Source organism: Staphylococcus sp. AS1337 (assembly GCF_051408735.1).
Lineage (GTDB): Bacteria > Bacillota > Bacilli > Staphylococcales > Staphylococcaceae > Staphylococcus > Staphylococcus xylosus_B.
This window is the reverse complement of record NZ_JBOIHZ010000006.1, coordinates 139,377-162,413: the sequence shown is the minus strand read 5'-3', so window position 1 is coordinate 162,413 and position 23,037 is coordinate 139,377. Positions and strand designations below refer to the sequence as shown.

Annotated in this window: 19 protein-coding genes and 1 pseudogene; 3 read left to right on the top strand and 17 right to left on the bottom strand. The window is 33.7% G+C overall.

Going from position 1 to position 23,037, the window contains the following annotated elements:
* Nucleotides 1–249 precede the first annotated feature (249 nt).
* From ACSUE0_RS10875 to gmk, 6 genes are all read right to left on the bottom strand, one after another.
* Nucleotides 250–939 (bottom strand): GNAT family N-acetyltransferase, encoded by a 690-nt coding sequence (locus ACSUE0_RS10875; protein ID WP_119613614.1) that lies wholly within the window; start codon nucleotides 937–939, stop codon nucleotides 250–252.
* A gap of 82 nt (nucleotides 940–1,021) precedes the next feature.
* On the bottom strand, nucleotides 1,022–1,216 hold the full coding sequence (locus ACSUE0_RS10870) for a hypothetical protein (RefSeq protein WP_119613613.1): 195 nt from the start codon (nucleotides 1,214–1,216) through the stop codon (nucleotides 1,022–1,024).
* Nucleotides 1,217–1,533: 317 nt separating this feature from the next.
* Nucleotides 1,534–3,942 (bottom strand): primosomal protein N', encoded by a 2,409-nt coding sequence (gene priA, locus ACSUE0_RS10865; protein ID WP_119613612.1) that lies wholly within the window; start codon nucleotides 3,940–3,942, stop codon nucleotides 1,534–1,536.
* A 1-nt stretch (nucleotide 3,943) separates the two neighbouring features.
* Entirely contained in the window at nucleotides 3,944–5,152 is a 1,209-nt protein-coding gene (gene coaBC, locus ACSUE0_RS10860; RefSeq protein WP_119613611.1) for a bifunctional phosphopantothenoylcysteine decarboxylase/phosphopantothenate--cysteine ligase CoaBC, read from the bottom strand.
* 453 nt (nucleotides 5,153–5,605) lie between these two features.
* Entirely contained in the window at nucleotides 5,606–5,818 is a 213-nt protein-coding gene (gene rpoZ, locus ACSUE0_RS10855; protein WP_029377521.1) for a DNA-directed RNA polymerase subunit omega, read from the bottom strand.
* Entirely contained in the window at nucleotides 5,818–6,441 is a 624-nt protein-coding gene (gene gmk, locus ACSUE0_RS10850) for a guanylate kinase (RefSeq protein WP_017724241.1), read from the bottom strand. The genes rpoZ and gmk overlap by 1 nt, the downstream gene beginning before the upstream one ends.
* 159 nt (nucleotides 6,442–6,600) lie before the next feature.
* Between gmk and ACSUE0_RS10845 the strand changes: the two genes are divergently transcribed.
* Together ACSUE0_RS10845 and ACSUE0_RS10840 are read left to right on the top strand one after the other, a co-directional pair.
* Nucleotides 6,601–8,298: an Rqc2 family fibronectin-binding protein gene (locus ACSUE0_RS10845; protein ID WP_436957349.1), complete on the top strand. Its 1,698-nt coding sequence runs from the start codon at nucleotides 6,601–6,603 to the stop codon at nucleotides 8,296–8,298.
* 271 nt (nucleotides 8,299–8,569) lie between these two features.
* Nucleotides 8,570–8,980, top strand: a pseudogene (locus ACSUE0_RS10840) (transposase); the annotation flags it as partial.
* Nucleotides 8,981–9,007: 27 nt separating this feature from the next.
* Here ACSUE0_RS10840 and ACSUE0_RS10835 read toward each other — a convergent pair.
* Nucleotides 9,008–9,415, bottom strand: coding sequence for a VOC family protein (locus ACSUE0_RS10835; protein ID WP_436957347.1), 408 nt, complete (start codon nucleotides 9,413–9,415; stop codon nucleotides 9,008–9,010).
* Between the two features lie 150 nt (nucleotides 9,416–9,565).
* Entirely contained in the window at nucleotides 9,566–10,420 is an 855-nt protein-coding gene (locus ACSUE0_RS10830; RefSeq protein WP_119613608.1) for a YitT family protein, read from the bottom strand.
* A gap of 835 nt (nucleotides 10,421–11,255) precedes the next feature.
* Here ACSUE0_RS10830 and ACSUE0_RS10825 point away from each other — a divergent pair.
* The gene (locus ACSUE0_RS10825) at nucleotides 11,256–12,164 is read left to right on the top strand and encodes an Mph(C) family macrolide 2'-phosphotransferase (RefSeq protein WP_119613789.1); all 909 of its coding nucleotides are present in this window, start codon (nucleotides 11,256–11,258) and stop codon (nucleotides 12,162–12,164) included.
* Nucleotides 12,165–12,561: 397 nt separating this feature from the next.
* On the opposite strand, the gene ACSUE0_RS10820 is transcribed toward ACSUE0_RS10825, so the two are convergent.
* The 9 genes from ACSUE0_RS10820 to pyrR all read right to left on the bottom strand — a co-directional run bounded on the left by ACSUE0_RS10820 (nucleotide 12,562) and on the right by pyrR (nucleotide 22,757).
* Nucleotides 12,562–12,744: a hypothetical protein gene (locus ACSUE0_RS10820; RefSeq protein ID WP_119613790.1), complete on the bottom strand. Its 183-nt coding sequence runs from the start codon at nucleotides 12,742–12,744 to the stop codon at nucleotides 12,562–12,564.
* Nucleotides 12,745–12,766: 22 nt separating this feature from the next.
* Nucleotides 12,767–13,378: an orotate phosphoribosyltransferase gene (gene pyrE, locus ACSUE0_RS10815; protein ID WP_119613791.1), complete on the bottom strand. Its 612-nt coding sequence runs from the start codon at nucleotides 13,376–13,378 to the stop codon at nucleotides 12,767–12,769.
* 1 nt (nucleotide 13,379) lies between these two features.
* The gene (gene pyrF, locus ACSUE0_RS10810) at nucleotides 13,380–14,072 is read right to left on the bottom strand and encodes an orotidine-5'-phosphate decarboxylase (RefSeq protein ID WP_436957344.1); all 693 of its coding nucleotides are present in this window, start codon (nucleotides 14,070–14,072) and stop codon (nucleotides 13,380–13,382) included.
* Nucleotides 14,073–14,176: 104 nt separating this feature from the next.
* Nucleotides 14,177–17,350: a carbamoyl-phosphate synthase large subunit gene (gene carB / locus ACSUE0_RS10805; RefSeq protein ID WP_436957342.1), complete on the bottom strand. Its 3,174-nt coding sequence runs from the start codon at nucleotides 17,348–17,350 to the stop codon at nucleotides 14,177–14,179.
* A complete protein-coding gene (locus tag ACSUE0_RS10800; RefSeq protein WP_436957340.1) occupies nucleotides 17,343–18,443 on the bottom strand; it encodes a carbamoyl phosphate synthase small subunit in 1,101 nt (366 codons plus the stop codon). The genes carB and ACSUE0_RS10800 overlap by 8 nt, the downstream gene beginning before the upstream one ends.
* Entirely contained in the window at nucleotides 18,443–19,717 is a 1,275-nt protein-coding gene (locus ACSUE0_RS10795) for a dihydroorotase (protein ID WP_436957338.1), read from the bottom strand. The genes ACSUE0_RS10800 and ACSUE0_RS10795 overlap by 1 nt, the downstream gene beginning before the upstream one ends.
* Nucleotides 19,714–20,616: an aspartate carbamoyltransferase catalytic subunit gene (locus ACSUE0_RS10790; RefSeq protein ID WP_119613796.1), complete on the bottom strand. Its 903-nt coding sequence runs from the start codon at nucleotides 20,614–20,616 to the stop codon at nucleotides 19,714–19,716. Before ACSUE0_RS10790 ends, ACSUE0_RS10795 begins: the two co-directional genes overlap by 4 nt.
* A 31-nt stretch (nucleotides 20,617–20,647) precedes the next feature.
* Entirely contained in the window at nucleotides 20,648–21,952 is a 1,305-nt protein-coding gene (locus ACSUE0_RS10785) for a uracil-xanthine permease family protein (RefSeq protein ID WP_017724228.1), read from the bottom strand.
* Between the two features lie 277 nt (nucleotides 21,953–22,229).
* Entirely contained in the window at nucleotides 22,230–22,757 is a 528-nt protein-coding gene (pyrR, locus tag ACSUE0_RS10780) for a bifunctional pyr operon transcriptional regulator/uracil phosphoribosyltransferase PyrR (RefSeq protein WP_119613797.1), read from the bottom strand.
* Nucleotides 22,758–23,037: the final 280 nt, after the last annotated feature.

The following is a 23,037-nucleotide window of genomic DNA, read 5'->3' as shown; positions in this document are numbered from 1 at the left end:
TCTCCTCATAAAAATTCATCACATCATTATAACTTATTTTAATTGAAATTGCATCATACATTCAAATTTAGGATTTTAATATACCGCATACATTTGTATTGTTGTATCCCTTTTCAATGCGAGCATTAAGTTATTTTGTTACTATTATTTTCAATATAAAAAAAGAATGATTTTATCACAATTTGATAAAATCATCCCTTAAAAATTGATTCATTTTCATATTATCTATTTATATATTAAAGATTAATATTAGATAGACAAACGATAAATTTGATTACCAAATTCATCAAAATTCTTTTCATCTAACCATTTTTCATATTGTTGTTTAAACTTTGGCCATTCGCTATCAATGATGGACAACCAACAAGTGTCCCGATTGCGTCCTTTATAAACTTTATGATTTCGAAAGATACCTTCATATTTAAAACCTAAACGTTTTGCAGCTTTGATAGAAGGTTCGTTATGTACATCACATTTCCATTCATATCTTCTATAGCCTAACGTTTCGAAGATATAATTAGCCAATAAAAATTGAACCTCAGTCGCAATACGTGTTCGTTTTAAAATATTGGCATAATGAATATGCCCAACTTCAATAGAACCATTTGACTGATCAATTCTAAGCAAAGCAACAATACCCACTGCTTGCCCTGTTTGTCTATCAACAATCGCAAAAAAATATGGATCTTTGGTTTCAAATTTTTTATTTAAGTATACTTTAAACGCTTCTATATCTTGAGGTTGCTCATCAGGCAAATAAGTCCAATTAGGTAAATCCTCAACCGTTCCAAAATGGGTATATAAGCCTTCACTATGTTTTGGTTTCAACTTTTCTAAGCGACAATATCGACCTTCTATCGATAAGGCATTCGGCACAATAGGTACTTGAAAATCATCTAGTTGCTCGCCAATAGGTTGATTGAATTCATTATATTTCACAAGCTTTCCCCCCCTTGATTCTACATATCCTCTAATAGTTATGTATACTATATCCTATTTAGAACTATCTCATATTGTTTATCTAAAATACATCTTCTGAAGTTGTATTAAAAAATTCTGCTAATATTTGCGCATCTTGATGATTTAATTTCTCTTTTTTCTCCTCTATCAATTCAATCATTTCAGGACTAAGTGACGTATTATATAATGATGTAATACGATTTGATAACTCCACTACGCTTAAGCCAACCGCTTCTCTATTTCTAAGCAAACTCATATGCACAACTCCTTAAACATCCATTTTAAAAACCAACTTCAACACCGAATAGTAAACTTTACTTCTTTTTACTAAAAGCTTATTTCAACTTGTTAGCAATTTAAGTAGGACTCCTCACTCTTTAATATAACTTCATTTATCATTAAATGCAAAGTTAAAATTGATTATTTTTTGTAAATATTATTAAATTATATATTTCTTATGATTTTTATAAAAATTTTAATGTTAAGGAGCGAATTATTCAAAAAAACAAGTAGCATATGGATATTTTTACCCAAATTAGCTACTTGTCTAATTGATTATTCGATTCAAAAAAATCACATCATCATCTGCGGGTTTATATCTATCTTTAAGGATAATTTCTCTTTTAAGTATTGATCATGATAATAATCGTCTAAATATTTTAGCGCCTCATGTAATGCGGGTTCACTTTTATATTTTACTAAAATTTGAAAACGGTATTCATTGTTGATACGAGATAAAGCTGCCGGCGATGGACCAAGTACCAATGCTTTATCCGTTAAATGTTGTAACAAAATTTTATGAATATGTCTCGATGCTTCCATAACTTTTTTCATCTCTTTATGCGCAATCGTAAAGTTGATTAAAAAGAAATAAGGAGGATATTTACCCATTTTACGATAATTCATTTCCTTATTAAAAAAAGCCATATAATCGTTAGCTTGAACATCTTTAATAGCATAATGTTCTGGATTATATGTCTGGATGATAACTTCCCCTTCTTTTTCATGTCTACCAGCTCGACCAGAAACTTGAGTTAATAACTGATACGTTCTTTCACTAGCTCTAAAATCCGGAAGATTTAACATAGTATCAGCATTTAAAACGCCTACTAATGTAATATTGGGGAAATCTAAGCCCTTAGCAATCATTTGTGTACCAAGCAAGATATCTCCTTTACCTGCTCCAAAATCATCTAAAAGTTTTTCATGTGCGCCTTTTTTTGAAGTTGTATCCACATCCATACGTATAATACGTGCTTCCTGGAACGCTTCTTGTAATAACTCTTCAACTCGTTGTGTGCCTGTACCTACTTGTCTAATGTGCTCACTTTCACAGTTCGGGCATTTATTGGGAGGCACTTCTTGATGTCCACAATAATGACATTTGAGTTGATCTGTTGATTTATGATAAGTAAGTGATATATCACAGTTTGGACATTGTGGCACGTGACCACAATCCCTGCATAACATAAATGAAGCATATCCCCTTCGATTTAAGAATAACACGATTTGTTCGTTTTTATCTAATCTTTGTTGTATAGATTTGCGTAATTGCTCAGAAAACATCGAACGGTTACCTGAGCTAAGTTCAGTCCTCATATCGACAATTTCAATTTCTGGCAATGCTTGTTGATTGACCCTATTGGGTAATGATAACAATTCATAAACACCTTTTTCTGCTCTTGCATATGTTTCAAGACTTGGTGTTGCACTCCCTAAAATTAATGGACATTTATGGTACTGACTTCGCCATTGTGCTATGTCCCTAGCCTGGTACCTAGGATAATCTTCTTGTTTGTATGAAGACTCATGTTCTTCATCAATTATAATCATCCCTAAGTTTTTAAAGGGAGCGAAAACACTTGACCTTGCACCTACACTTACGCTCGCTTTACCGTCTCTAATTTTTTGCCATTCATCATAACGTTCACCCTTGGACAAACCAGAATGTAATACTGCTACTTCGTCACCGAATCTTCGTTTAAATCTTAAGACCATTTGAGGTGTCAGCGCAATTTCTGGTACTAACATCATCGCTTGTCTTCCTAATTTCAATACTTCTTCAATCGTTTGTAAATAAACTTCTGTCTTTCCAGATCCAGTAACACCATGAAGTAAATAAGTACGTTGCTGGTGCTCCTGAATACTTTCAAGTATAGATTTATAAGCCTCTTGTTGATCATCTGTGAGTTGTTGTTTTTGATCTTGTTCAAAAACACGTGTTTCAAAGGGATCACGTTCAACAATGGCATCATATTTTTCTACAAAACCTTTACGCATTAAAGTATCAATACTCGATTTAGAAAAACCCATATCTTCTAAATCTTTTAATAATACCGTATGATGACGCTCATCTAACAAATAAGTATAGAGCTCGTACTGTTTTTTAGATTTTTCCAATGAATCTAAGACACTATCATAGTCGAAACCCTCAATAATGCTAACGGCACGTTGTTTCTTTTTGCTAACATTTTGAGATAAAAGTGTCATTTCAGATACTATACCTTGCTTGAGTAATGGTACTATTTGGCCTAAATCATCATTATATTGAGCTTCTTTATAAGGATATTGGCCATCCTTATCAAACTTAACTTTAAGTAATCCAGGAACAGCGTCAGCATCTACAATTGAAAAAACTTTTGTATATTTTGCTTTTATAGCGCTTGGCAACATTACTTCTAACATTGAAATTCGTTTAGTAACGAAGTAATTATTATACCATTCAGTTAATTGGATTAGTTCTTCTGTTAATTCTGGTTTGATATCTTGTATTTCTTTAATTTCCTTTAATTTTGCGATATCTATATTGCCATCAGGTTTATCAGTGACTTGCATAACATAACCTTGAATGGTTCTTGGCCCAAATGGAACAATAACTCGCATACCTACCTGAACCATTGACTGTAATCTCGTAGGAATTATATAGTCGAATGTAAAGTCAACGCTCTTGGAAGGTATATCAACAATTACCTTAGCTATCATATTATTGCCACCTTGTTTCTAAACTATTCAGTATGTGCTCCGCTAATTCGACTTTTTTATGTTTTCCTAATGTTGCGGTATCACCTGTTTTATAGTACATTGTATAATCATTATCATCTGAACTAAAACCAATGGTTCTATCGCCTACATTGTTTGCAATTACTACATCAGCATTTTTATTTTTTAGTTTCTTTTGAGCATATTCAGCTATATTTTGTGTTTCTGCTGCAAATCCCACTAAAAATTGATGTGTTTTATGCTCACCTAAATACTTTAAAATATCAGGAGTACGTTTAAATGAAACTGACAGTGTACCTTCTTGTTTTTTCAATTTATGTTCAAGTGTATCTACAGGTGCATAGTCTGATACTGCTGCTGCTTTAAACACAATGTCTTGATATTCGAAACGTGTTTTTACTGCATGGAACATGTCTTCTGCACTTTGAACTTGGACTACTTCTACATTTGCTGGCGGTGTTAAATGAGTTGGTCCTGTAACGAGTGTAACTATAGCACCGCGTTTTGTAAGTGATTCTGCTAACGCATAACCGATTTTACCTGAAGCGCGGTTAGATAAATAACGTACAGGATCTAATTCTTCGACTGTAGGGCCAGCAGTAACTAGTGCACGTTTGCCTTCAAAACGGCTATTTTTATAAATCGGATTTTGAGTCGATTCATTAAAATATTGATTTAACCGCTCTACGATTTGTAATGGTTCTTCCATTCTACCTTTTGCAACATAACCACATGCTAAAAAGCCTTCACCTGGCTCGAGGAAATAGTATCCATCTGAACTCAAAGTCGCTAAATTTTGTTGAGTTCTACGATTTTCATACATATGCACATTCATAGCAGGTGCAATAAACTTTGGTGTCTCAGTAGCTAATAATGTAGAGGTCACCATGTCATCAGCAATGCCATTAGCTAATTTTGCAATTGTATTTGCAGTAGCTGGAGCAACAATAATGGCATCGGCCCAATCACCTAGCGCAACATGTTGTATTTCCTCTGGATTCTGTTCTTTAAAAGTACTTGTATAAACTGGATTTCTACCAATTGCTTGAAACGCTAGTGGTGTAACAAACTCTTGCGCATGATCAGTAAGCATTACTCTCACATCATAATTAGCTTGTGTTAATTTACTAGTTAAATCGATAGCTTTATATGCCGCAATACCACCTGTAACAGCGAGTAATATTCGTTTCATATTATTGTCATTCTCCTTCAAATAAATTAAATATGACTTTTTAAGTCAACATTTTATGTGAAAGCCTAAATTAAATTTAATGATTTAAGCTTTTAAGAATACTTTGATTACTCATCATTATACACAAATTAATAACTAAATTAAAAAGAGTGAGACAGAAATCTTATTTTTCTAAAATGATTTCGTTGCCTCACCGGAAAAGGTGAATCATAGTTAAAAAGTTTTAATTGGAAATAGCATTTTAAACTAATATTCAAGTATAAGTACCACTAGCTCGATAAATAGATAGATGATAAGCACTAAATCTCTTACACAAGAAAGTTATCAGGGCTTTATTTAAAGTGTGGCCTTATCATTAAAAAGCCTGAGACATTTGTTAATGTCTCAGGCTCACTTTAAAACTCCACTTTCAAAACGCATATGTTCTATACTCGTATCTCAAGTTTGTTATTTTTAGAAAGATTTTAGGAATAGTTCGTCAGGAAAAACTTCACCGTCAGCAATTTCTTCTAAAGCTTTACCTACAGGTTTTTTTGAAATATATTTATTTAATAATGCAGTTTCAGGTTTTTCATCTAATTCACGTGCACGTTTTGCAGCAGTAGTTGCTACTAAGTATTTTGAGTTTATTTTATCTGTTAATTGGTTTAATGGTGGTTGTAACATTATTTTTTTGCCTCCAATATCATTTTTCTATATTTTGCTTCAATACGTTCCCTCTTCAAGTGCTCAGCTTCTACTATTGATTGAATACGTTGTTTCGCTAAGTCTACTTCATCATTTACAACAACATAGTCATACAAGTTCATCATTTCAACTTCTCGACGCGCTTCATGCACTCGGCTTTGAATCTTCTCACTGGATTCTGTTCCACGACCCACAAGTCGTTCACGCAAATGATCCAAACTTGGTGGCGCAAGAAAAATAAATAGAGCATCTGGGAATTTTTTGCGCACTTGTTTAGCACCTTCTACTTCAATTTCTAAAAACACATCATTACCTTGATCCATTGTGTCTTTAACGTATTGCACAGGTGTCCCATAATAATTCCCCACAAATTCAGCATATTCTATAAATTGATCTTGCTTAATCAATTCTTCAAATTCTGATTTTGCTTTGAAGAAATAATCAACACCATCGACTTCACCTTCACGCTTGTCACGTGTTGTCATCGAAATAGAATACTTATAAGATGTGGACGGATCATCAAATATTTTTTTTCTAACTGTACCTTTTCCAACGCCAGAAGGTCCAGATAGTACAATCAACAAACCTTTCTCATTTTCCATGACTTACTACCTCTCTAAACTGTTCTACTATTATTAGACAATGATACCACAATCTCTAATTAGTTGTATAGCATAGCAATGGACAAACTTTGACCATGAAGATTTCTTATTGCCATGTTACAATGTGATGAATGACTAAAAATAAGGTGGCTGATAGTAATGGCATATGATGGTTTATTCACTAGAAAAATAGTGGAATCTCTTCAATTTCTAGTAGATGGAAGAATTCATAAAATAAATCAACCCGAAAACGATACGATGTTAGTCGTTATTCGACAAAATCGTAAAAATCATCAGCTTCTACTTTCTATCCATCCTAGTTTTACTAGAATGCATTTAACAAATAAAAAATATGATAATCCATTTGACCCACCAATGTTTGCCCGTGTTTTTCGTAAACACATCGAAGGTGGTATTGTTAAAGCAGTAAGACAAATTGGTAATGATAGACGTGTAGAAATAGATGTTCAAAGTAAAAACGAAATCGGCGATACGATTTACCGTACAATTATTTTAGAAATTATGGGCAAACACAGTAATTTAATATTGGTAGATGACAATCGAAAAATTATTGAAGGGTTTAAGCATTTAACACCAAATACTAATCAATATCGTACAGTTATGCCTGGCTTTCAATATGAAGCACCTCCAACTCAAAATAAAATTAATCCTTTTGATATTTCTGGAGTTGAAGCGTTAAAATATATAGATTTTAATAGTGGAAAAATTGCGAGACAATTGCTCAATCATTTCGAAGGTTTTAGCCCGCTGATAACAAATGAGATTGCAAACCGTAGACAATTTATGACAACACAAACTTTACCGGAAGCTTTTGATGAAGTACTCGAGGAAATTCAAGGTGAGCCCACGCCTGTTTTCCATAAAAATCATGAATCTGGAAAAGAAGATTTCTATTTCATGAAATTAGACCAGTTCTATGATGACGTAGTACTTTACGACTCACTTCATGATTTATTAGATCGTTATTATGATGCGCGTGGTGAAAGAGAACGTGTTAAACAACGTGCCAACGACTTAGTAAAATTTGTTCAACAACAACTTCACAAGTCTCAAAACAAATTAAGTAAGTTAATAGATGAACGTGAAGGTACCAAAGAAAAAGAGCAACAACAATTATTTGGTGAACTTATAACTGCAAATATCTATCGTATTAAGCAGGGGGATGAATTACTTACTGCGCTTAATTATTATAACGGCGAAGAAGTGACAATACCACTTAATCCTACAAAATCACCTGCTGTTAACGCACAAAATTATTATAAAAAATATAATAAATTAAAAACGCGTGAACACGAATTGCAACATCAAATTAAATTAACCAAAGAAAATATTAACTACTTTGAAAGTATCGAGCAACAACTTACACATATTTCTGTTGATGAAATTGACGATATTCGTGACGAGTTAGCTGATCAAGGATTTATGAAGCAGCGTAAACAAAGCAAGAAGAAAAAGAAACAGACGATGCAAATCCAAGCATACACTTCTACAGATGGCGATACAATCTTGGTTGGTAAAAACAATAAACAAAACGATTATTTAACTAATAAACAAGCTAAAAAACATCATCTTTGGTTCCACACTAAAGATATCCCTGGTTCACACGTTGTCATTCTAAGTGATGAGCCAAGTGAAGAGACGATTAAAGAAGCTGCAATGTTATCAGCATATTTTTCAAAAGCTGGTAGTTCTGCACAAGTACCAGTTGATTATACTGAAATCAAACATGTTCATAAACCTTCAGGTGCTAAACCTGGTTTTGTAACATATGATAATCAAAAAACACTTTACGCTACCCCAGATTATGATCACATTCAAAAATTAAAAGTTAAATAGCATAATGAGGCTGGGACATAAATCCCAGAAAAATAGCACTCAGATGATTTAATTCAATTCATCTGAGTGCTTCTTTTTTGTTCAATACTTCGTATTATTGACTCGCGCTTTCTTAGAGGACAGCTTCAGCTTGTAGTCTTCTGCTTATCCTGTTGCCTCAAGAGTCTCGCAAAATATGTCGCATGCATATGTAATTTTACATTAAAACATTGAAAGGATAGGGTCCTTACGAATAATTTAATAAATACTAATAAACTAAACGAGGTGTCTTTTGTATAAAGATTATAATATGACTCAACTTACACTACCAATGGAAACTTCAGTTCTTATACCCACAAATGATATGTCACGACATGTTACTGAAACCGTTGAAATAACCCCTGAAAATGAATTCGATGAATTCAAACATTATCGTAGTGCTACATCATATCAACCTAAAATGATGTTAAAACTCATTCTATATGCCTACGCACACTCCGTATCGCCTTGTCGTAAAACAGAAAAATTGCTTAGTGGTAATATTCGAATGATGTGGCTATCACAAAATCAAAAAACTTCTTATAAAACAATTAATCGTTTTAAAGTAAATCCTGTAGTAGATGTCCTATTAAAATCATTATTCATTCAATTTCGCGATCAATGTCTGAAACAAAATCTTATAGATGATAAGACTATTTTCATAAAATAAATTATTGATCTATATTTATAATTATTTGCTTTCTGGCAGTGCCAATTGGAAATTCACACCAAATTTGTCTTGTATCCATGCAAATTCTCTAAATGGCGGCATTTCTGTTTTAGGCATTAATATTGCACCGCTACTTTTCAATTTATTAAATAATCTTTCCATTTCAATTGGGTTATCAACAGTTACATATAAAGACATAGCTGGGTTCATTTCAATATCTACACCATTCATGTTGTCAATTGCCATAAATACTTGGTCTTTCAACCTAAAAATTGCATGTTGCACGGCCCCAGTGGGTTCATTGTCACTTTCACTATAATGGACCAATGCTAATATTTCAGCATCTTCAAAAGTATTTACATATAAATTTATCGCTTCTTCTGCGTTACCGTTAAACATTAAAAATGTCGTGATTTTTGGTATTGCCATTATTTTACCCCCTAAATTTTTCTTATCATTAGCATAAAGGATATTTCATAAAAAATCGACAAAGCAGAACAAAAATCAAAAGATTAAATGTGCTTTTATACTTATATCAATAAAATAATTCAATAGCATATCTCAAAAGAATATTATCATTTAAGATAAGTTGATAAAGCCATTTCCTAGCACATCTCGTACATCGTGAATAACTAAAAAGGCATTTTCATCTTCTTCATTCACCAATTTTTTCACTCTTGTTACTTGTGATTGAGGGACAACGACATATAACATACTCGTTTCATGTTTACCGTAACCACCTTTACCATTTAATAAAGTAGACCCTCTACCCGTAAAACTATTAATTCTGTCACTAATGACTTCATTTTTACTAGAAATAACTGTAACTGCTTTTTTAGGGTTAAATCCTTCAATTATGAATGAGGTTGCTCTTTCTGTAACAAATAGCATTATTATAGTAAATAATACATTTATAAGTGGTAACACAAAAAGAAAAGATAGTACGACTAAACCATCTAATATGAAGATAGCTTGAGCTGTTTTTATATCTAAATATTTATTTAACATTTTTGCAATTACAGATGTTCCACCAATGACACCACCTGCAGCAATAACTAAACCAATACCAACACCGACTAAAACACCACCAAATGTTGCATTTATAACAAAATTATCTATTCCCGTATTAAAGGTTTTAGTTAAATCTAAAAAAATCGAGATGGCTGTATTCGCTATAAATGTATAAACTGCAGTACGTGTACTTAAAAATTTCCAACCAACAATGATAACAATTGTGTTAATAATCAATGATGTTAGCGCAGGTGACCATCCAAACGCATATTTTAATGCTAACGATATACCGACTGTTCCACCATCACCTAAATTAGAGCCTAATATAAAGCAATTGACCGCTAGAGCACTTACAAACGCTCCTAATATGCAAATGATGATATTTTTTGTGTGATCTTTAAATAACTGTTCCAACATTTTCATATAAGCCCACCTCTTTTTTAAAATAACTTTTCATAAATAATAAAGTATTTTATAAATTAATTTAAAATTATTGCGCATCAATTTTCAAAAATTATCATTTATATTGTAAGGTCAAATGTACCACAACCAATAAAGCCATACTACCTTTAATAGCACACAATTTTTATAATATAATTTAAACCGTTACATCTTAATGACTATTATTGTTATACTTTATTTATGACCATGACGCTTTTACTTTTTACGTTTCACAGTTAAAATATAAATAAAATTGCTGGAGGTATTTCATGTCTTATTATATTATTCCATTACTTATAGCTGCCTTAGTAATATTGGTGGGCTATATTATTATTAAAATAATGATACGCTAGTTTTAAAATTAAAATATGAGCTTTAAATTGCTCATCTATTTTAACAACATAAATAAACACCTCCGTTTAAACTGACGGAGAGTTCAGAACACAGGTAAACTCTATGCATTAATTTGTATAGGGTTTATTTATGATATAATTTAAAAACTATACCTTAGTATATTTTGAATAACTTTTTTAAGTATTATAATAAAGTAAATAGCAATTTATCATGTTTTTATAGAATACGTTACGATAAGATTCTTCATCAAAAGTATATTCAATGAATTTAATGTCTTCGGTAGAAAAACAATGTCTATATAATGTTCAGAAAGTACAATCATTTATAATATTAGAACATAAATCACTTCATATTTTATATCCCGAAGTCGTGTAGTCAGTTATCGTTTGCAAATTAGGTTAATTTATATCAAGATAAAAATACGTTTATAAGAAAAATAAAGTAAAAATAAGGAGCCAATAAAATGACTCAACATAATGAAATTATTAAATGTGCTGAAAAACATCAATTACACATCCAATCTCGAACAATTTCATTGAATGAATCTGGCCTTGATTTCCAAGTTGCATTTGGAAAAGATGAACATGGCATAGAATGGGTTTTAAGACTACCAAGAAGACCTGACGTTTATAAACGAACAAAATCCGAAAAACAAGTGGTAGACTTTTTACAGAATAATGTTTCATTTGAAATACCGAAGTGGAAAGTACATGCAAAAGATCTTATTGCTTACCCAAAACTTACTGGCAATCCTGCAGCCACAATAGACCCAGAAATACAAGATTATGTCTGGGAAATTGAACACAAACCAGTACCAGAAAACTTTGTTAATACATTAGCCGAAGCGCTCGTAGACTTACACAATATACCAGAAGAAAACATTACCGCGCAGCATATAAAAATTAAAACTATACAAGAAATAAAAAATGACTTTCAAAGAAGAATGAATAAAGTTAAAGAAACTTATGGCGTAGCATATGAATTATGGAACAGATGGAAACAATGGTTAGAAAACGACGAACTATGGCCTCGACATGCGACCATGATACATGGTGACTTACATCCAGGACATATAATGGTTGATAACCAAGCAAACGTCACAGGTCTTATAGACTGGACTGAAGCAACTCACTCCGATCCATCAATGGACTTTATGGGACACCATCGTGTATTTGGGGAAGAAGGATTAGATCAACTTATAACTGCATACGGTAAAGCTGGTGGTGAAATATGGCCTCGAATGAAAGAGCATATAATAGAACTTAATGCAGTATTTCCAATGTTCATTGCTGAGTTTGCTATGAAATCAGGAGAATCAGCGTTTGAGAAAATGGCATTGAAAGAGTTAGGTATGGAAGAAAAGGAGTTTTAAAATAAAACATATAATTTTATTAAAGTTTCAATAATTGATTACATAAGCCGAATCAAATTTCAAAAGTAATGTAATCGACGATTATCAGAAGCTCCATTCACATAAAAACACTGACCAAAGACTAGAGGCTAAGGCATTGGCCCGAAGAAAACGTGTACAAAAAACTGTCGATAGTTTGAATCCTCCATCAAGTTAAAATGGAGGATTTTTCCCATGTAATATTTAGTTATTACTATCTAAGGTAAAACTATTATTATGGCTTGTCGTGTATAAACAAGAATGAGACAGAAATTTAATTATTAAAAATTAAATTTCTGTCTCATTCTTTTTATTCTAAATTCTCAAATATGATGTTAAACAACATTAAAGCTATATAGAAGTCACATTGAGTTCGTTATTATATGTGCCCTTTTTGTTTAATAGTTGATTTAGATTTTTTATAAATATTGTCTTCAACTGTCTGCATTGAACCGACTTTGTCATATCCTGCATTATCTTGATGTCTATAATCTTGCTCTTTTTTTAAAAATTTGTTTAAGTGTGCGAAATGATTATAAGCTTCTTTCGGGTCATTTGTCATAACATCCCCTCCGCTTAGTATATTATGATAAGTTGTCTCTCCAATCAACTAATCTACTAATATCATTGTCAGAAATTTCTCCATTTTCTTTCGCGACTTCTATAAGTTCATTATAATCGCTTAAAGTGTAAAATGGTACCCCAATGTTTTGAAATTCTTCATCAGCTTTTTTCAAACCATAAGTAAATATAGCAACCACACCGAGAACCTCTGCGCCTGCTTCTCTAAGCGCATTAACAGCTGTAATTGATGAACCACCAGTAGAAATTAAATCTTCTATAACTACAACTTTTTTACCTTGACTTAATGCACCCTCAATTTGGTTTTGCTTACCATGACTTTTACTTTTTGAACGTACATAATTCATCGGTAAATTAAGTACTTCAGATACATAGGCTGCATGAGGAATGCCTGCAGTTGCAGTACCAGAAAGAATTTCAACATCTTCAAAATTTATTTTAATCAATTCGCTTAAACCATTCCTAATGTCGCGTCGTACATCTGGATAACCAAGGGTTACTCGATTATCACAATAAATAGGAGATTTAATTCCTGAACTCCACGTAAATGGATCGTTTGGAGATAATGAAACTGCTTTAATATCTAATAATGATTTTGCAATTGCTTTTGCCATTTTATCTTAACCAACTTTCTTTAATTTTATGGTAACTTTCTACTGGATTACTACTTTTAGTAATTGGACGACCTACGACAATATGAGTCGCTCCCATTTCTTTAGCATCTTCAGGTGTTGTTACTCTTTGTTGATCATCTTTCGTCGAATCTAATGGTCTAATACCTGGCGTTACTTTTAAAAACGCTTCTCCTAGTTCACTATTAAGCAGTTGAGCTTCAAGTGGTGAACATACTACACCATCCAATCCAGATAATTGTGCCAACTGAGCATAATTAAGTACAGCGTCTTCAATCGAGCTTTGAATATTTTGTTCATCTCTCAATATTCTTTCTGTTGTAGATGTCAGCTGTGTTACTGCTATCAGTTTAATGTTAGGGTTATGCTTTTTAAGTCCTACTAAAGCACTTTTCATCATTTCAGTTCCACCGGCAGCATGCACATTTACTAAATCAACGTTCAATTTACTTAATCCTTCCATCGCTTTTCCAACAGTGTTTGGAATATCATGCAATTTTAAATCTAGAAAAATATCATGACCGCGATCTTTAATCGATGATATCAATTGTGGGCCAGTTTGATAAAAAAGTTCCATTCCAACTTTTACAAATAATGGTTCTTCAAATCGGTCTAAGAATGTATCTACCGCTTCCACAGAATCAAAGTCTAATGCAATAATAGGTAAGTTTCTCATTTTATTTACACCCCAACACTTTAAATTTCTTTATTTACTTAATTAAAAGGTAAAATAGTAATTTATTCAAACACTATTTTACCTTAGATTATTTTGTTGCCGTATTACATGTTTTTCATTGTGAAAGTCATACTTTCAAGGACACTTGTTAGTGCGTCTACTGTATCTAACGATGTTAGACAAGGTACACCATTTTCAACAGATGCACGCCTGATTTGGAAGCCATCACGTTCAACTTCTTTTCCTTTTGTCATCGTATTAACGACGATTTGAACTTCACCATTTTGAATGCGAGTTAATAAATCATCTTCACCACCGATTTTGCCAACGACTTCTGAAGGAATTTGATTTTCAGCTAATTTCTGGGCAGTACCTTCTGTCGCTAAAATTTTATAGCCTACTTCGTTTAAACGATGTGCAATAGATATAATTTCATCTTTATCTTTATCACTTACTGTCATCAAGACTGTCCCGTGGTCACTGACTTCCATACCACTTGCAGTTAACCCTTTGTAAAGCGCCTTTTCCATTGTAGAATCTTTCCCCATAACTTCACCTGTTGATTTCATTTCAGGTCCAAGCGTAATATCTACATTTTTCAATTTATTAAAACTGAAGACCGGTGCTTTGACAAACACACCATTTGCGTACGGTTGGATTCCAGCTTCATAACCTAAATCGACAAGTTTTTCGCCCATAATGGAACGCATTGCCAATTGTGCCATTTGAATATCAGTAATCTTACTTAAGAATGGCACCGTACGACTGGCACGTGGATTCACTTCTAAAACATATACGCCGTCGTGTGCGATAACAAATTGAATATTAATTAGTCCGACTATATTTAACCCTTTTGCCAATTTAATAGTGAAATCTTCTAGCGTATCCATTTCTACTTGAGTTAATGTTTGTGGTGGATAAACTGCAATAGAATCACCTGAGTGAACACCCGCTCTTTCGATATGCTCCATGATACCCGGAATAATTACAGTCTCTCCATCACATATAGCATCAACTTCAATTTCTTTACCTGTTAAGTATCTGTCTACTAATACAGGATGATCTGGGCTAGCTTTAACAGCTTGATTCATGTAGTCTTCTAATTCTGCGTCACTATTAACAATCTCCATCGCGCGTCCGCCTAATACGTAAGATGGTCTTACAACGACTGGATAACCAATGTTCCTTGCATTTTGTAGTGCTTCTTGAGGTGATGTAGCCGTCTTACCATTTGGTTGTGGCACACCAATTTTATGCAATAACGCTTCAAATTCTTTACGGTCTTCTGCTCTATTTAAATCTTCTAATGATGTTCCTAGAATTTGAACGTCGTGTTTTGCTAGTTTATCAGCTAAGTTAATTGCTGTTTGGCCACCAAATTGAACGACTACCCCTTTAGGTTGTTCTAAATCAATAATATTCATGACATCTTCTTCAGTTAGTGGTTCAAAGTATAATTTATCTGATATTGAAAAATCAGTTGATACAGTTTCTGGATTATTGTTTACAATAATTGCTTCATAACCAGCTTGTTGAATTGCCCATACAGCGTGCACCGTTGCATAGTCAAATTCAACACCTTGACCAATACGTATTGGACCTGACCCTAGCACTAGAATTTTCTCTTTATCCGTAACGATAGATTCATTTTCGTATTCGTATGTTCCATAATAATAAGGTGTTGCTGACTCAAATTCTGCAGCGCATGTATCTACCATTTTATACACTGGTGTAATACCATTTACTACTCTTAAATCGTGAACTTCAGTTTCTGTCATGTCGAAACGATGAGCAATGACACGGTCGCTAAAGCCATAATTTTTAGCAAATTTCAAGTAATTAATATCCCCTTTATTAGCCTTTAAATCATGCTCTATATTAATAATATGTTGGAATTTATTTAAGAAGAAATAATCTATTTTTGTCATTTCATGAATTTCTTCTAATGTCGTACCTCTGCGGATTGCTTCTCCTATAAAGAATAGACGTTCATCATCTTGGTCTTTGATACGCGATTTAATATAATCTAAATCGAACGTTTCACCATTTGGTAAGCCTAAATGATGTACACCATATTCTAAAGAACGAATCGCTTTAAGTAGGGACTCTTCATATGTTCTTCCGATTGCCATTACTTCGCCTGTCGCCTTCATTTGTGTACCTAGAACACGTTCACCTTTTTCAAATTTATCAAATGGGAAGCGTGGAATCTTAGAAATCACGTAATCTAATGTGGGCTCAAAGGCAGCATATGATGTTTCAGTAATCGGATTCAACATTTCATCCAACGTCAATCCTACTGCAATTTTGGCAGCTAATTTGGCAATTGGATAACCTGTTGCTTTTGACGCCAATGCAGATGAACGAGATACACGAGGATTCACCTCGATGATATAGTAATCCATAGAATGTGGATCCAGCGCAAGCTGTACATTACAACCGCCTTCAATGCCTAATGCACGTATCACTTTTAATGATACATCACGTAACATTTGATATTCTACATCTGACAACGTTTGACTAGGTGCTACTACGATTGAGTCACCTGTATGTATACCCACAGGGTCAATATTTTCCATATTACAGACAACAATAGCATTGTCATTTTTATCACGCATAACTTCATATTCAATTTCTTTATAGCCAGCAATTGATTTTTCAATTAAACACTGTGTAGCCGGACTATAATGTAAACCGTTACCTACGATTTCTTTAAATTCTTCATCGTTATAACAAATGCCGCCGCCAGTACCGCCCATTGTAAATGCCGGTCTTACGATTAACGGATAACCAACTTCCTCTTTAAATGCAAATGCTTGCTCAACTGTATTGACGATATCACTTTCAGGAACCGGTACATTTAGTTCGTTCATCAATGTTCTAAATAATTCTCTATCTTCAGCTTGTTGAATCGACTGCAATTCTGTTCCTAATAGCTGTACATTATTAGCTTCTAATTCTCCACTATCATGTAATTGAATTGCCATATTTAATCCTGTTTGACCTCCTAATGTAGGTAGGAGTGCATCTGGTTGCTCTTTACGAATAATACGTGCAATAAAATCATGCGTTAATGGTTCAATATACACTTTATCGGCAATTTCAGTATCCGTCATTATTGTAGCTGGGTTTGAGTTAACTAATATTACACGGTAGCCCTCTTCTTTTAATGCCAAACATGCTTGAGTACCTGCATAATCGAACTCTGCAGCTTGACCGATGATAATTGGTCCTGATCCTATAACTAAAATCGTTTCTATATCTTGACGTTTAGGCATTGATTGTACACTCCTTTGTTTTATATTCGTTCATCATGTCGATAAATTCATCAAATAAATAATTAGAATCTGACGGTCCCGGACATGCTTCAGGGTGATATTGTACTGAAAAAGCTGGTGATGATTTATGTTTCAAACCTTCAACTGTGCCATCATTAATAGCAATATGTGTAATTTCTAAATCTGTATTTATTAAAGAATCTTTATCAATTGCATAACCGTGATTTTGACTCGTTAATGCAATTTTTCCAGTTTTTAAGTCTTTGACTGGATGATTAGCGCCTCTATGACCAAACTTCATTTTGAAAGAAGTCGCTCCTTGAGCTAGTGCAAATAATTGGTGACCTAGACAAATACCGAAAAATGGAACCTGTCCTAAGATGCCTTGAATCATTTCTAATGCTGTTTCAACCGCTTCAGGGTCACCAGGTCCATTAGACAACATCACACCATCAGGTGACATTCTAATAATTTCTTCTGCAGTCGTGTCGTATGGTACTACCGTTACATTACAACCACGTGCATTAAGTTCTCTTACAATATTTTGTTTTTTACCAAAATCAACCAAGACAACACTTAATCCATAGCCAGTAGATACATAAGGAGATTTTGTAGATACAGTTGTCACTTCATTACGTGGTAATATTTTTGTTTTTAATTGTGTAACTATTTGCTCAATCTCGGCTTTATTATCTGTAAACGCAGCTTTTAGCACGCCGTATTTTCGAATTTTCCTTGTAATACTTCGTGTATCGACACCTGAAATGCCTGGTATATCATACTCTACAAGTACTTCGTCAAATGTTTTTTGTTTTCTAAAATTACTTGGTTGGCTGCTGGTTTCTTTTACTACAACACCGTTTAAAGTAGGAACAAGTGATTCAAAATCATCTCTATTTATACCGTAATTCCCTATTAAAGGGTAAGTAAATGTAATAATTTGACCGGTATATGAAGGATCTGAAATCGTTTCTTGATAACCTGTCATTGCCGTATTAAAGACAATTTCACCTAGTGTTAAATTATCGGAGCCTATTGGGTAACCTTCATAGTATGAACCATCTTCTAAAACAAGATAACGTTGCTTTAACATTATTTTTCCTCCTTAAATTTAACTTCACCTTCAACCATTGTTAATACTGGTGTTCCATAAACGTTATACCCTATAAATGGTGTGTTACGTCCTTTAGACGCAAAGTCATCTGCGTTGATTTCAGTTTCTTTGTCTAAATTGATAACTGCTAAATCAGCTAATCCACCTTCTTCTAATCTTCCATATGGTAAATCAAATGTCTGGGCTGGTTTAATTGTTAAATAATCAACTAATTGTTGTAACGTCCACTCACCATTTTTAACAAAGCGCGTATAAAGCAATGGGAATGCTGTTTCACTACCTACGATACCAAATGGTGCTTTAGTCATTGGTTGATCCTTTTCTTCAGCTTCGTGTGGAGCATGATCTGTTGCGATACAATCAATAGTTCCATCTAGCAATCCTTCAAGCAATGCCTCTCTATCCTCTTTACTTCTTAAAGGAGGATTCATTTTATAAATCGCATCATCTCCAGGAACATCGTCTTCAGTCAATAATAAGTGATGTGGGGTAACTTCAGCAGTTACATGTATGCCTGCTTTTTTAGCATCGCGTATCGCTCTAACACTTTCTTTAGTTGATACATGGCAAACGTGATAATGAGCGCCTGCTGCTTCTGCTAATAACACATCTCTGGCTATTTGTACTGCTTCGCAAATATTTGGAATACCTGGTATTCCTAAAGCTTTGCTACGTTCTCCTTCGTGCATGGCACCACCATAAATCAAGCTGTTATCTTCACAATGTGCTACGACAGCTTTATTAACTTTTGCAGCTTCTTGCATAGCTTCGTACATCATATTCGCTTGCTGTACCCCTACGCCATCATCGGTAAAAGCAAATGCACCATTTTTTGCAAGCGTAGAGAAATCAACATGTTCCTTACCTGCTTGTCTCACTGTTATAGCAGCGTATGGCAAGACTCTAACCTGCGCATTTTCTGCTATCAATTGATTTAAATGATTAAGATTTTCTTCAGAATCTGGTACTGGACGAGTATTTGGCATAGGACAAACTGTAGTGAAACCACCTCGAGCTGCCGCTTTTGTTCCTGTCTCAATTGTTTCTTTATGTTCTCCACCTGGTTCACGTAAATGAACATGAACATCGACTAACCCTGGTGAAACAAATTGTCCTTTGAGGTCGATTTCTTCTGTGCCTGCATCAACATCTATTTGAGGTGCGATTTTCTTAATATATTTCCCATCTATTAAGATTGATACCTTTGTTAGTTCACCGTCTTGTAATATTTGCGCATTTGTTAATAATTTCATTTTGCTGTTGCCCCTTCCATTTGTAAGATATAGTCAATAATTGCCATGCGGATATACATACCATTTTCCATTTGTTTAAAAATACGAGACTTAGGTGCTTCTACAAGCGTATCTTCTATTTCTACGCCTCGATTGACCGGAGCTGGATGCATAATAATCGCTCGATCATTTAGCTTGTTATATCGTTGTTGTGTAAGTCCAAACTGTTCATGGTATTGCGTTGTTTCAAAACTAGCTATTTCACTATCGCCATGTCTCTCGTGTTGTACCCTAAGTAGCATCACGATGTCTATTGAATCAATCACTTCATCTATTTCTACATACGGTGCTTCTAATGTTTCATCTTTCCATGACTCTGGACTTGAAAACATCACATTTGCACCTAAAGCACTTAAACTTTGAAAGTTACTTTTGGCTACACGTGAATTTTTAATATCTCCACAAATTAAAATATTTAAGTTCTCAAATGTTTTGTATTCTTCATAGATTGTCATAATATCTAATAAACTTTGAGTGGGATGTTGTCCACTTCCGTCACCAGCGTTGATAATTGGGATGTTTAACTTTTCTAACTCATCATAATAATTTGTTTGAGGATGTCGAATTACTAACACATCTGCACCTACTTGTTCTAATGTCTTACAAGTATCATATAGCGATTCACCTTTTTGAACAGAAGATGTATCTGTTTCAAAATCAATTAATTTTAATCCTAATTTTTGTTCGGCTACTAAAAAACTACTTTTTGTGCGTGTGGAATTTTCAAAGAATAAATTTGCTACGAATTTATCATCAAAACAACATGGTTTCACGTCACCATTTTTAAAAGCGCTCGCGCGTTGTATCAATTCATAAATTTCAGTCGTATTTAAGTGTTCCATTGTTAGTAAATTATCCATATTTTTCAGCTCCTTATTATGACAATTTTTATTAATCTGCTGGTGTTTCTTTCGGTAAAATCAAATTCAGTGTTATACCTGCTAAAGCAGCTAATGCCATGCCTTCAATTTCTAAATTAATACCTAAGCCGTTTAAATTAAATACAAGGTTCCCTATTCCTATGACTAAAATGACAGAAGCAATGACCAAATTTCTGTTACTTGCAAAATCCACTTCACTTTCGACTAGCATCCTCAATCCACTAGCAGCGATAATACCGAAGAGTAAAATGGATACCCCACCCATTACTGGTGTTGGTATAGATGAAACCAATGCGGTGAATTTCCCAACAAATCCTAGAATAATTGCAATTGTTGCAGCGCCACCAATAACATATACACTATATATTTTAGTTATTGCTAGCACACCAATATTTTCTCCATAAGTTGTACTTGGGGGCCCACCAATGATACTCGCAAACATCGTTGATACACCATCACCAATGATAGACTTATCTAAACCTGGATCTTTAAAGAAGTTACGCCCTACTATTTTGTTAATTACCATTTGATGTCCAATATGTTCACTAACAGTCACAAACACAATGGGTATTAATACTAATACTAACCCCAAGTGAAATGAAGGTGTGTAATCTTTAAATGGTATATATACTTCTGGAAATTGTAACCATTTGGCCTCAGCGATGGGCGCAAAGTTTACTAACCCCATAGCAATTGAAACAATATAGCCAGTTACTATGCCGATGAGTACTGGAATTAAAGATAAGAAACCTTTAAAGTAACCTTGTACTATAATCGTTACAAGTAATGTAATCATTGCTACTGCTAAATAACTTAAGTTATAGCCTTTCATATCTCCCGAGTTCTCAAACATTGCCATATTTACAGCGGTTGGTGCTAAACTCAAGCCGATAACCATAATAACCGGACCAACAACTACTGGTGGTAATAGGTTCATTAACCAATTTGTTCCACTAATTTTAATTGCTATACCAATCAGAACATACATGACACCACTCATAAAAAGCGCCACAAGCATGTCGCCTAAGCTATGTGAGTTTAACCCTGTAATGATCGGTGTTATAAAGGCGAAGCTTGATCCAAGATAAGCAGGTATTTTTGCTTTAGTAATTAAGATATATAACAATGTCCCGATTCCTGATGCTAAAAGTGCCGATGATATTGGTAATCCTGTTAAAAACGGCACAAGTACTGTGGAGCCAAACATTGCAAATAAATGTTGCGTACTCAAGAATGCCCATTGTCCAATTTTAGGTCTATCATCTACATCTAATACTGGTTTAACTGTTCGTTCAAACATTGTTTCATTTTCCATGTTTATGCTTCCTCTCATAAAAAAATCTCTTTACATTGAATTCATGTAAAGAGACTAAAAAGTATATATTATCTGTTTTGATTATAGAAAACTAAGCGTTATTCGTAAGTTAAAACGATAGCTCAATATAATTTAATCAAGATAATATGAAGAGGTGTTTGTTTTAAGCAAGTAGCTTATCTTTCTAAAAGTCTATAAAAATCCTGTTCAAACAGTAATTTTTATAGTAGCTTTTACCTCTTCCCTTTTTCAGTCTCTCGTACTGAATTAAAAGGTGTTATTCAATTACAACTGCATTTCTATCATCTATTTCTTGAAGAAATACTGATACATCTTCTTCTTTTGCTGTAGGAATATTTTTTCCTACGAAGTCTGCGCGAATCGGTAATTCTCTATGACCTCTGTCTACTAAAGTAGCTAAGCCAATTTTTTTGGGCCTCGCGTACTGTAGAACAGCGTCTAATGAAGCTCGCACTGTTCTTCCTGTGTATAAAACATCATCGATAATAACAACAACTTGATTTGTAATATTTACATCTATTTCATACGCTTTATCATCAACTTGATTTATTGTTTGCTCTAAATCATCCCTGAATTGTGTAATATCTATTGTTCCAGTTGGTACAGCTACCTCTTCTATTTGTTCGATCTTTTGTTGTATACGTCTCGCTAAAAATGCACCACGTGTCTTAATGCCTAATAAGATTAAATTATTAGTACCTTTGTTATATTCTAAAATTTCATGTGCAATACGTGTAACTGTTCTTTGTATTGCTGCCTCATCCATAATAACGCGTTCTGACATTTTAAACACCTGCCTTTAATTAAGTGATGATATAAAGAAGACCCCATGTCTTTATTAGACATGAGGTTTAGTTAAAAAAGTCTACAAACTTCAAGAGACATCACTCAATAACATGAGATGCTTTCTCTTCCATAGTTAAAAAATTATACTATGGCTCCTATTGCGTTAAGAAACTATAACTACAATAGCGTTTCTTCATTCTTATGAACAAACAGTAAGTTTATAATCTTTTTTATTAAATACATGTCTTCGGAGCCTCTCTGGACTCACAATTAAAGAC

Bases quoted from the DNA above. Each gene is read 5' to 3' on its own strand.
- ACSUE0_RS10870 (WP_119613613.1), bottom strand. From the start codon at position 1,216: ATGAGTTTGCTTAGAAATAGAGAAGCGGTTGGCTTAAGCGTAGTGGAG.
- priA (WP_119613612.1), bottom strand. From the start codon at position 3,942: ATGATAGCTAAGGTAATTGTTGATATACCTTCCAAGAGCGTTGACTTT.
- coaBC (WP_119613611.1), bottom strand. From the start codon at position 5,152: ATGAAACGAATATTACTCGCTGTTACAGGTGGTATTGCGGCATATAAA.
- rpoZ (WP_029377521.1), bottom strand. From the start codon at position 5,818: ATGTTACAACCACCATTAAACCAATTAACAGATAAAATAAACTCAAAA.
- gmk (WP_017724241.1), bottom strand. From the start codon at position 6,441: ATGGAAAATGAGAAAGGTTTGTTGATTGTACTATCTGGACCTTCTGGC.
- ACSUE0_RS10845 (WP_436957349.1), top strand. From the start codon at position 6,601: ATGGCATATGATGGTTTATTCACTAGAAAAATAGTGGAATCTCTTCAA.
- ACSUE0_RS10835 (WP_436957347.1), bottom strand. From the start codon at position 9,415: ATGGCAATACCAAAAATCACGACATTTTTAATGTTTAACGGTAACGCA.
- ACSUE0_RS10830 (WP_119613608.1), bottom strand. From the start codon at position 10,420: ATGAAAATGTTGGAACAGTTATTTAAAGATCACACAAAAAATATCATC.
- ACSUE0_RS10825 (WP_119613789.1), top strand. From the start codon at position 11,256: ATGACTCAACATAATGAAATTATTAAATGTGCTGAAAAACATCAATTA.
- ACSUE0_RS10820 (WP_119613790.1), bottom strand. From the start codon at position 12,744: ATGACAAATGACCCGAAAGAAGCTTATAATCATTTCGCACACTTAAAC.
- pyrE (WP_119613791.1), bottom strand. From the start codon at position 13,378: ATGGCAAAAGCAATTGCAAAATCATTATTAGATATTAAAGCAGTTTCA.
- pyrF (WP_436957344.1), bottom strand. From the start codon at position 14,072: ATGAGAAACTTACCTATTATTGCATTAGACTTTGATTCTGTGGAAGCG.
- carB (WP_436957342.1), bottom strand. From the start codon at position 17,350: ATGCCTAAACGTCAAGATATAGAAACGATTTTAGTTATAGGATCAGGA.
- ACSUE0_RS10800 (WP_436957340.1), bottom strand. From the start codon at position 18,443: ATGTTAAAGCAACGTTATCTTGTTTTAGAAGATGGTTCATACTATGAA.
- ACSUE0_RS10795 (WP_436957338.1), bottom strand. From the start codon at position 19,717: ATGAAATTATTAACAAATGCGCAAATATTACAAGACGGTGAACTAACA.
- ACSUE0_RS10790 (WP_119613796.1), bottom strand. From the start codon at position 20,616: ATGGATAATTTACTAACAATGGAACACTTAAATACGACTGAAATTTAT.
- ACSUE0_RS10785 (WP_017724228.1), bottom strand. From the start codon at position 21,952: ATGGAAAATGAAACAATGTTTGAACGAACAGTTAAACCAGTATTAGAT.
- pyrR (WP_119613797.1), bottom strand. From the start codon at position 22,757: ATGTCAGAACGCGTTATTATGGATGAGGCAGCAATACAAAGAACAGTT.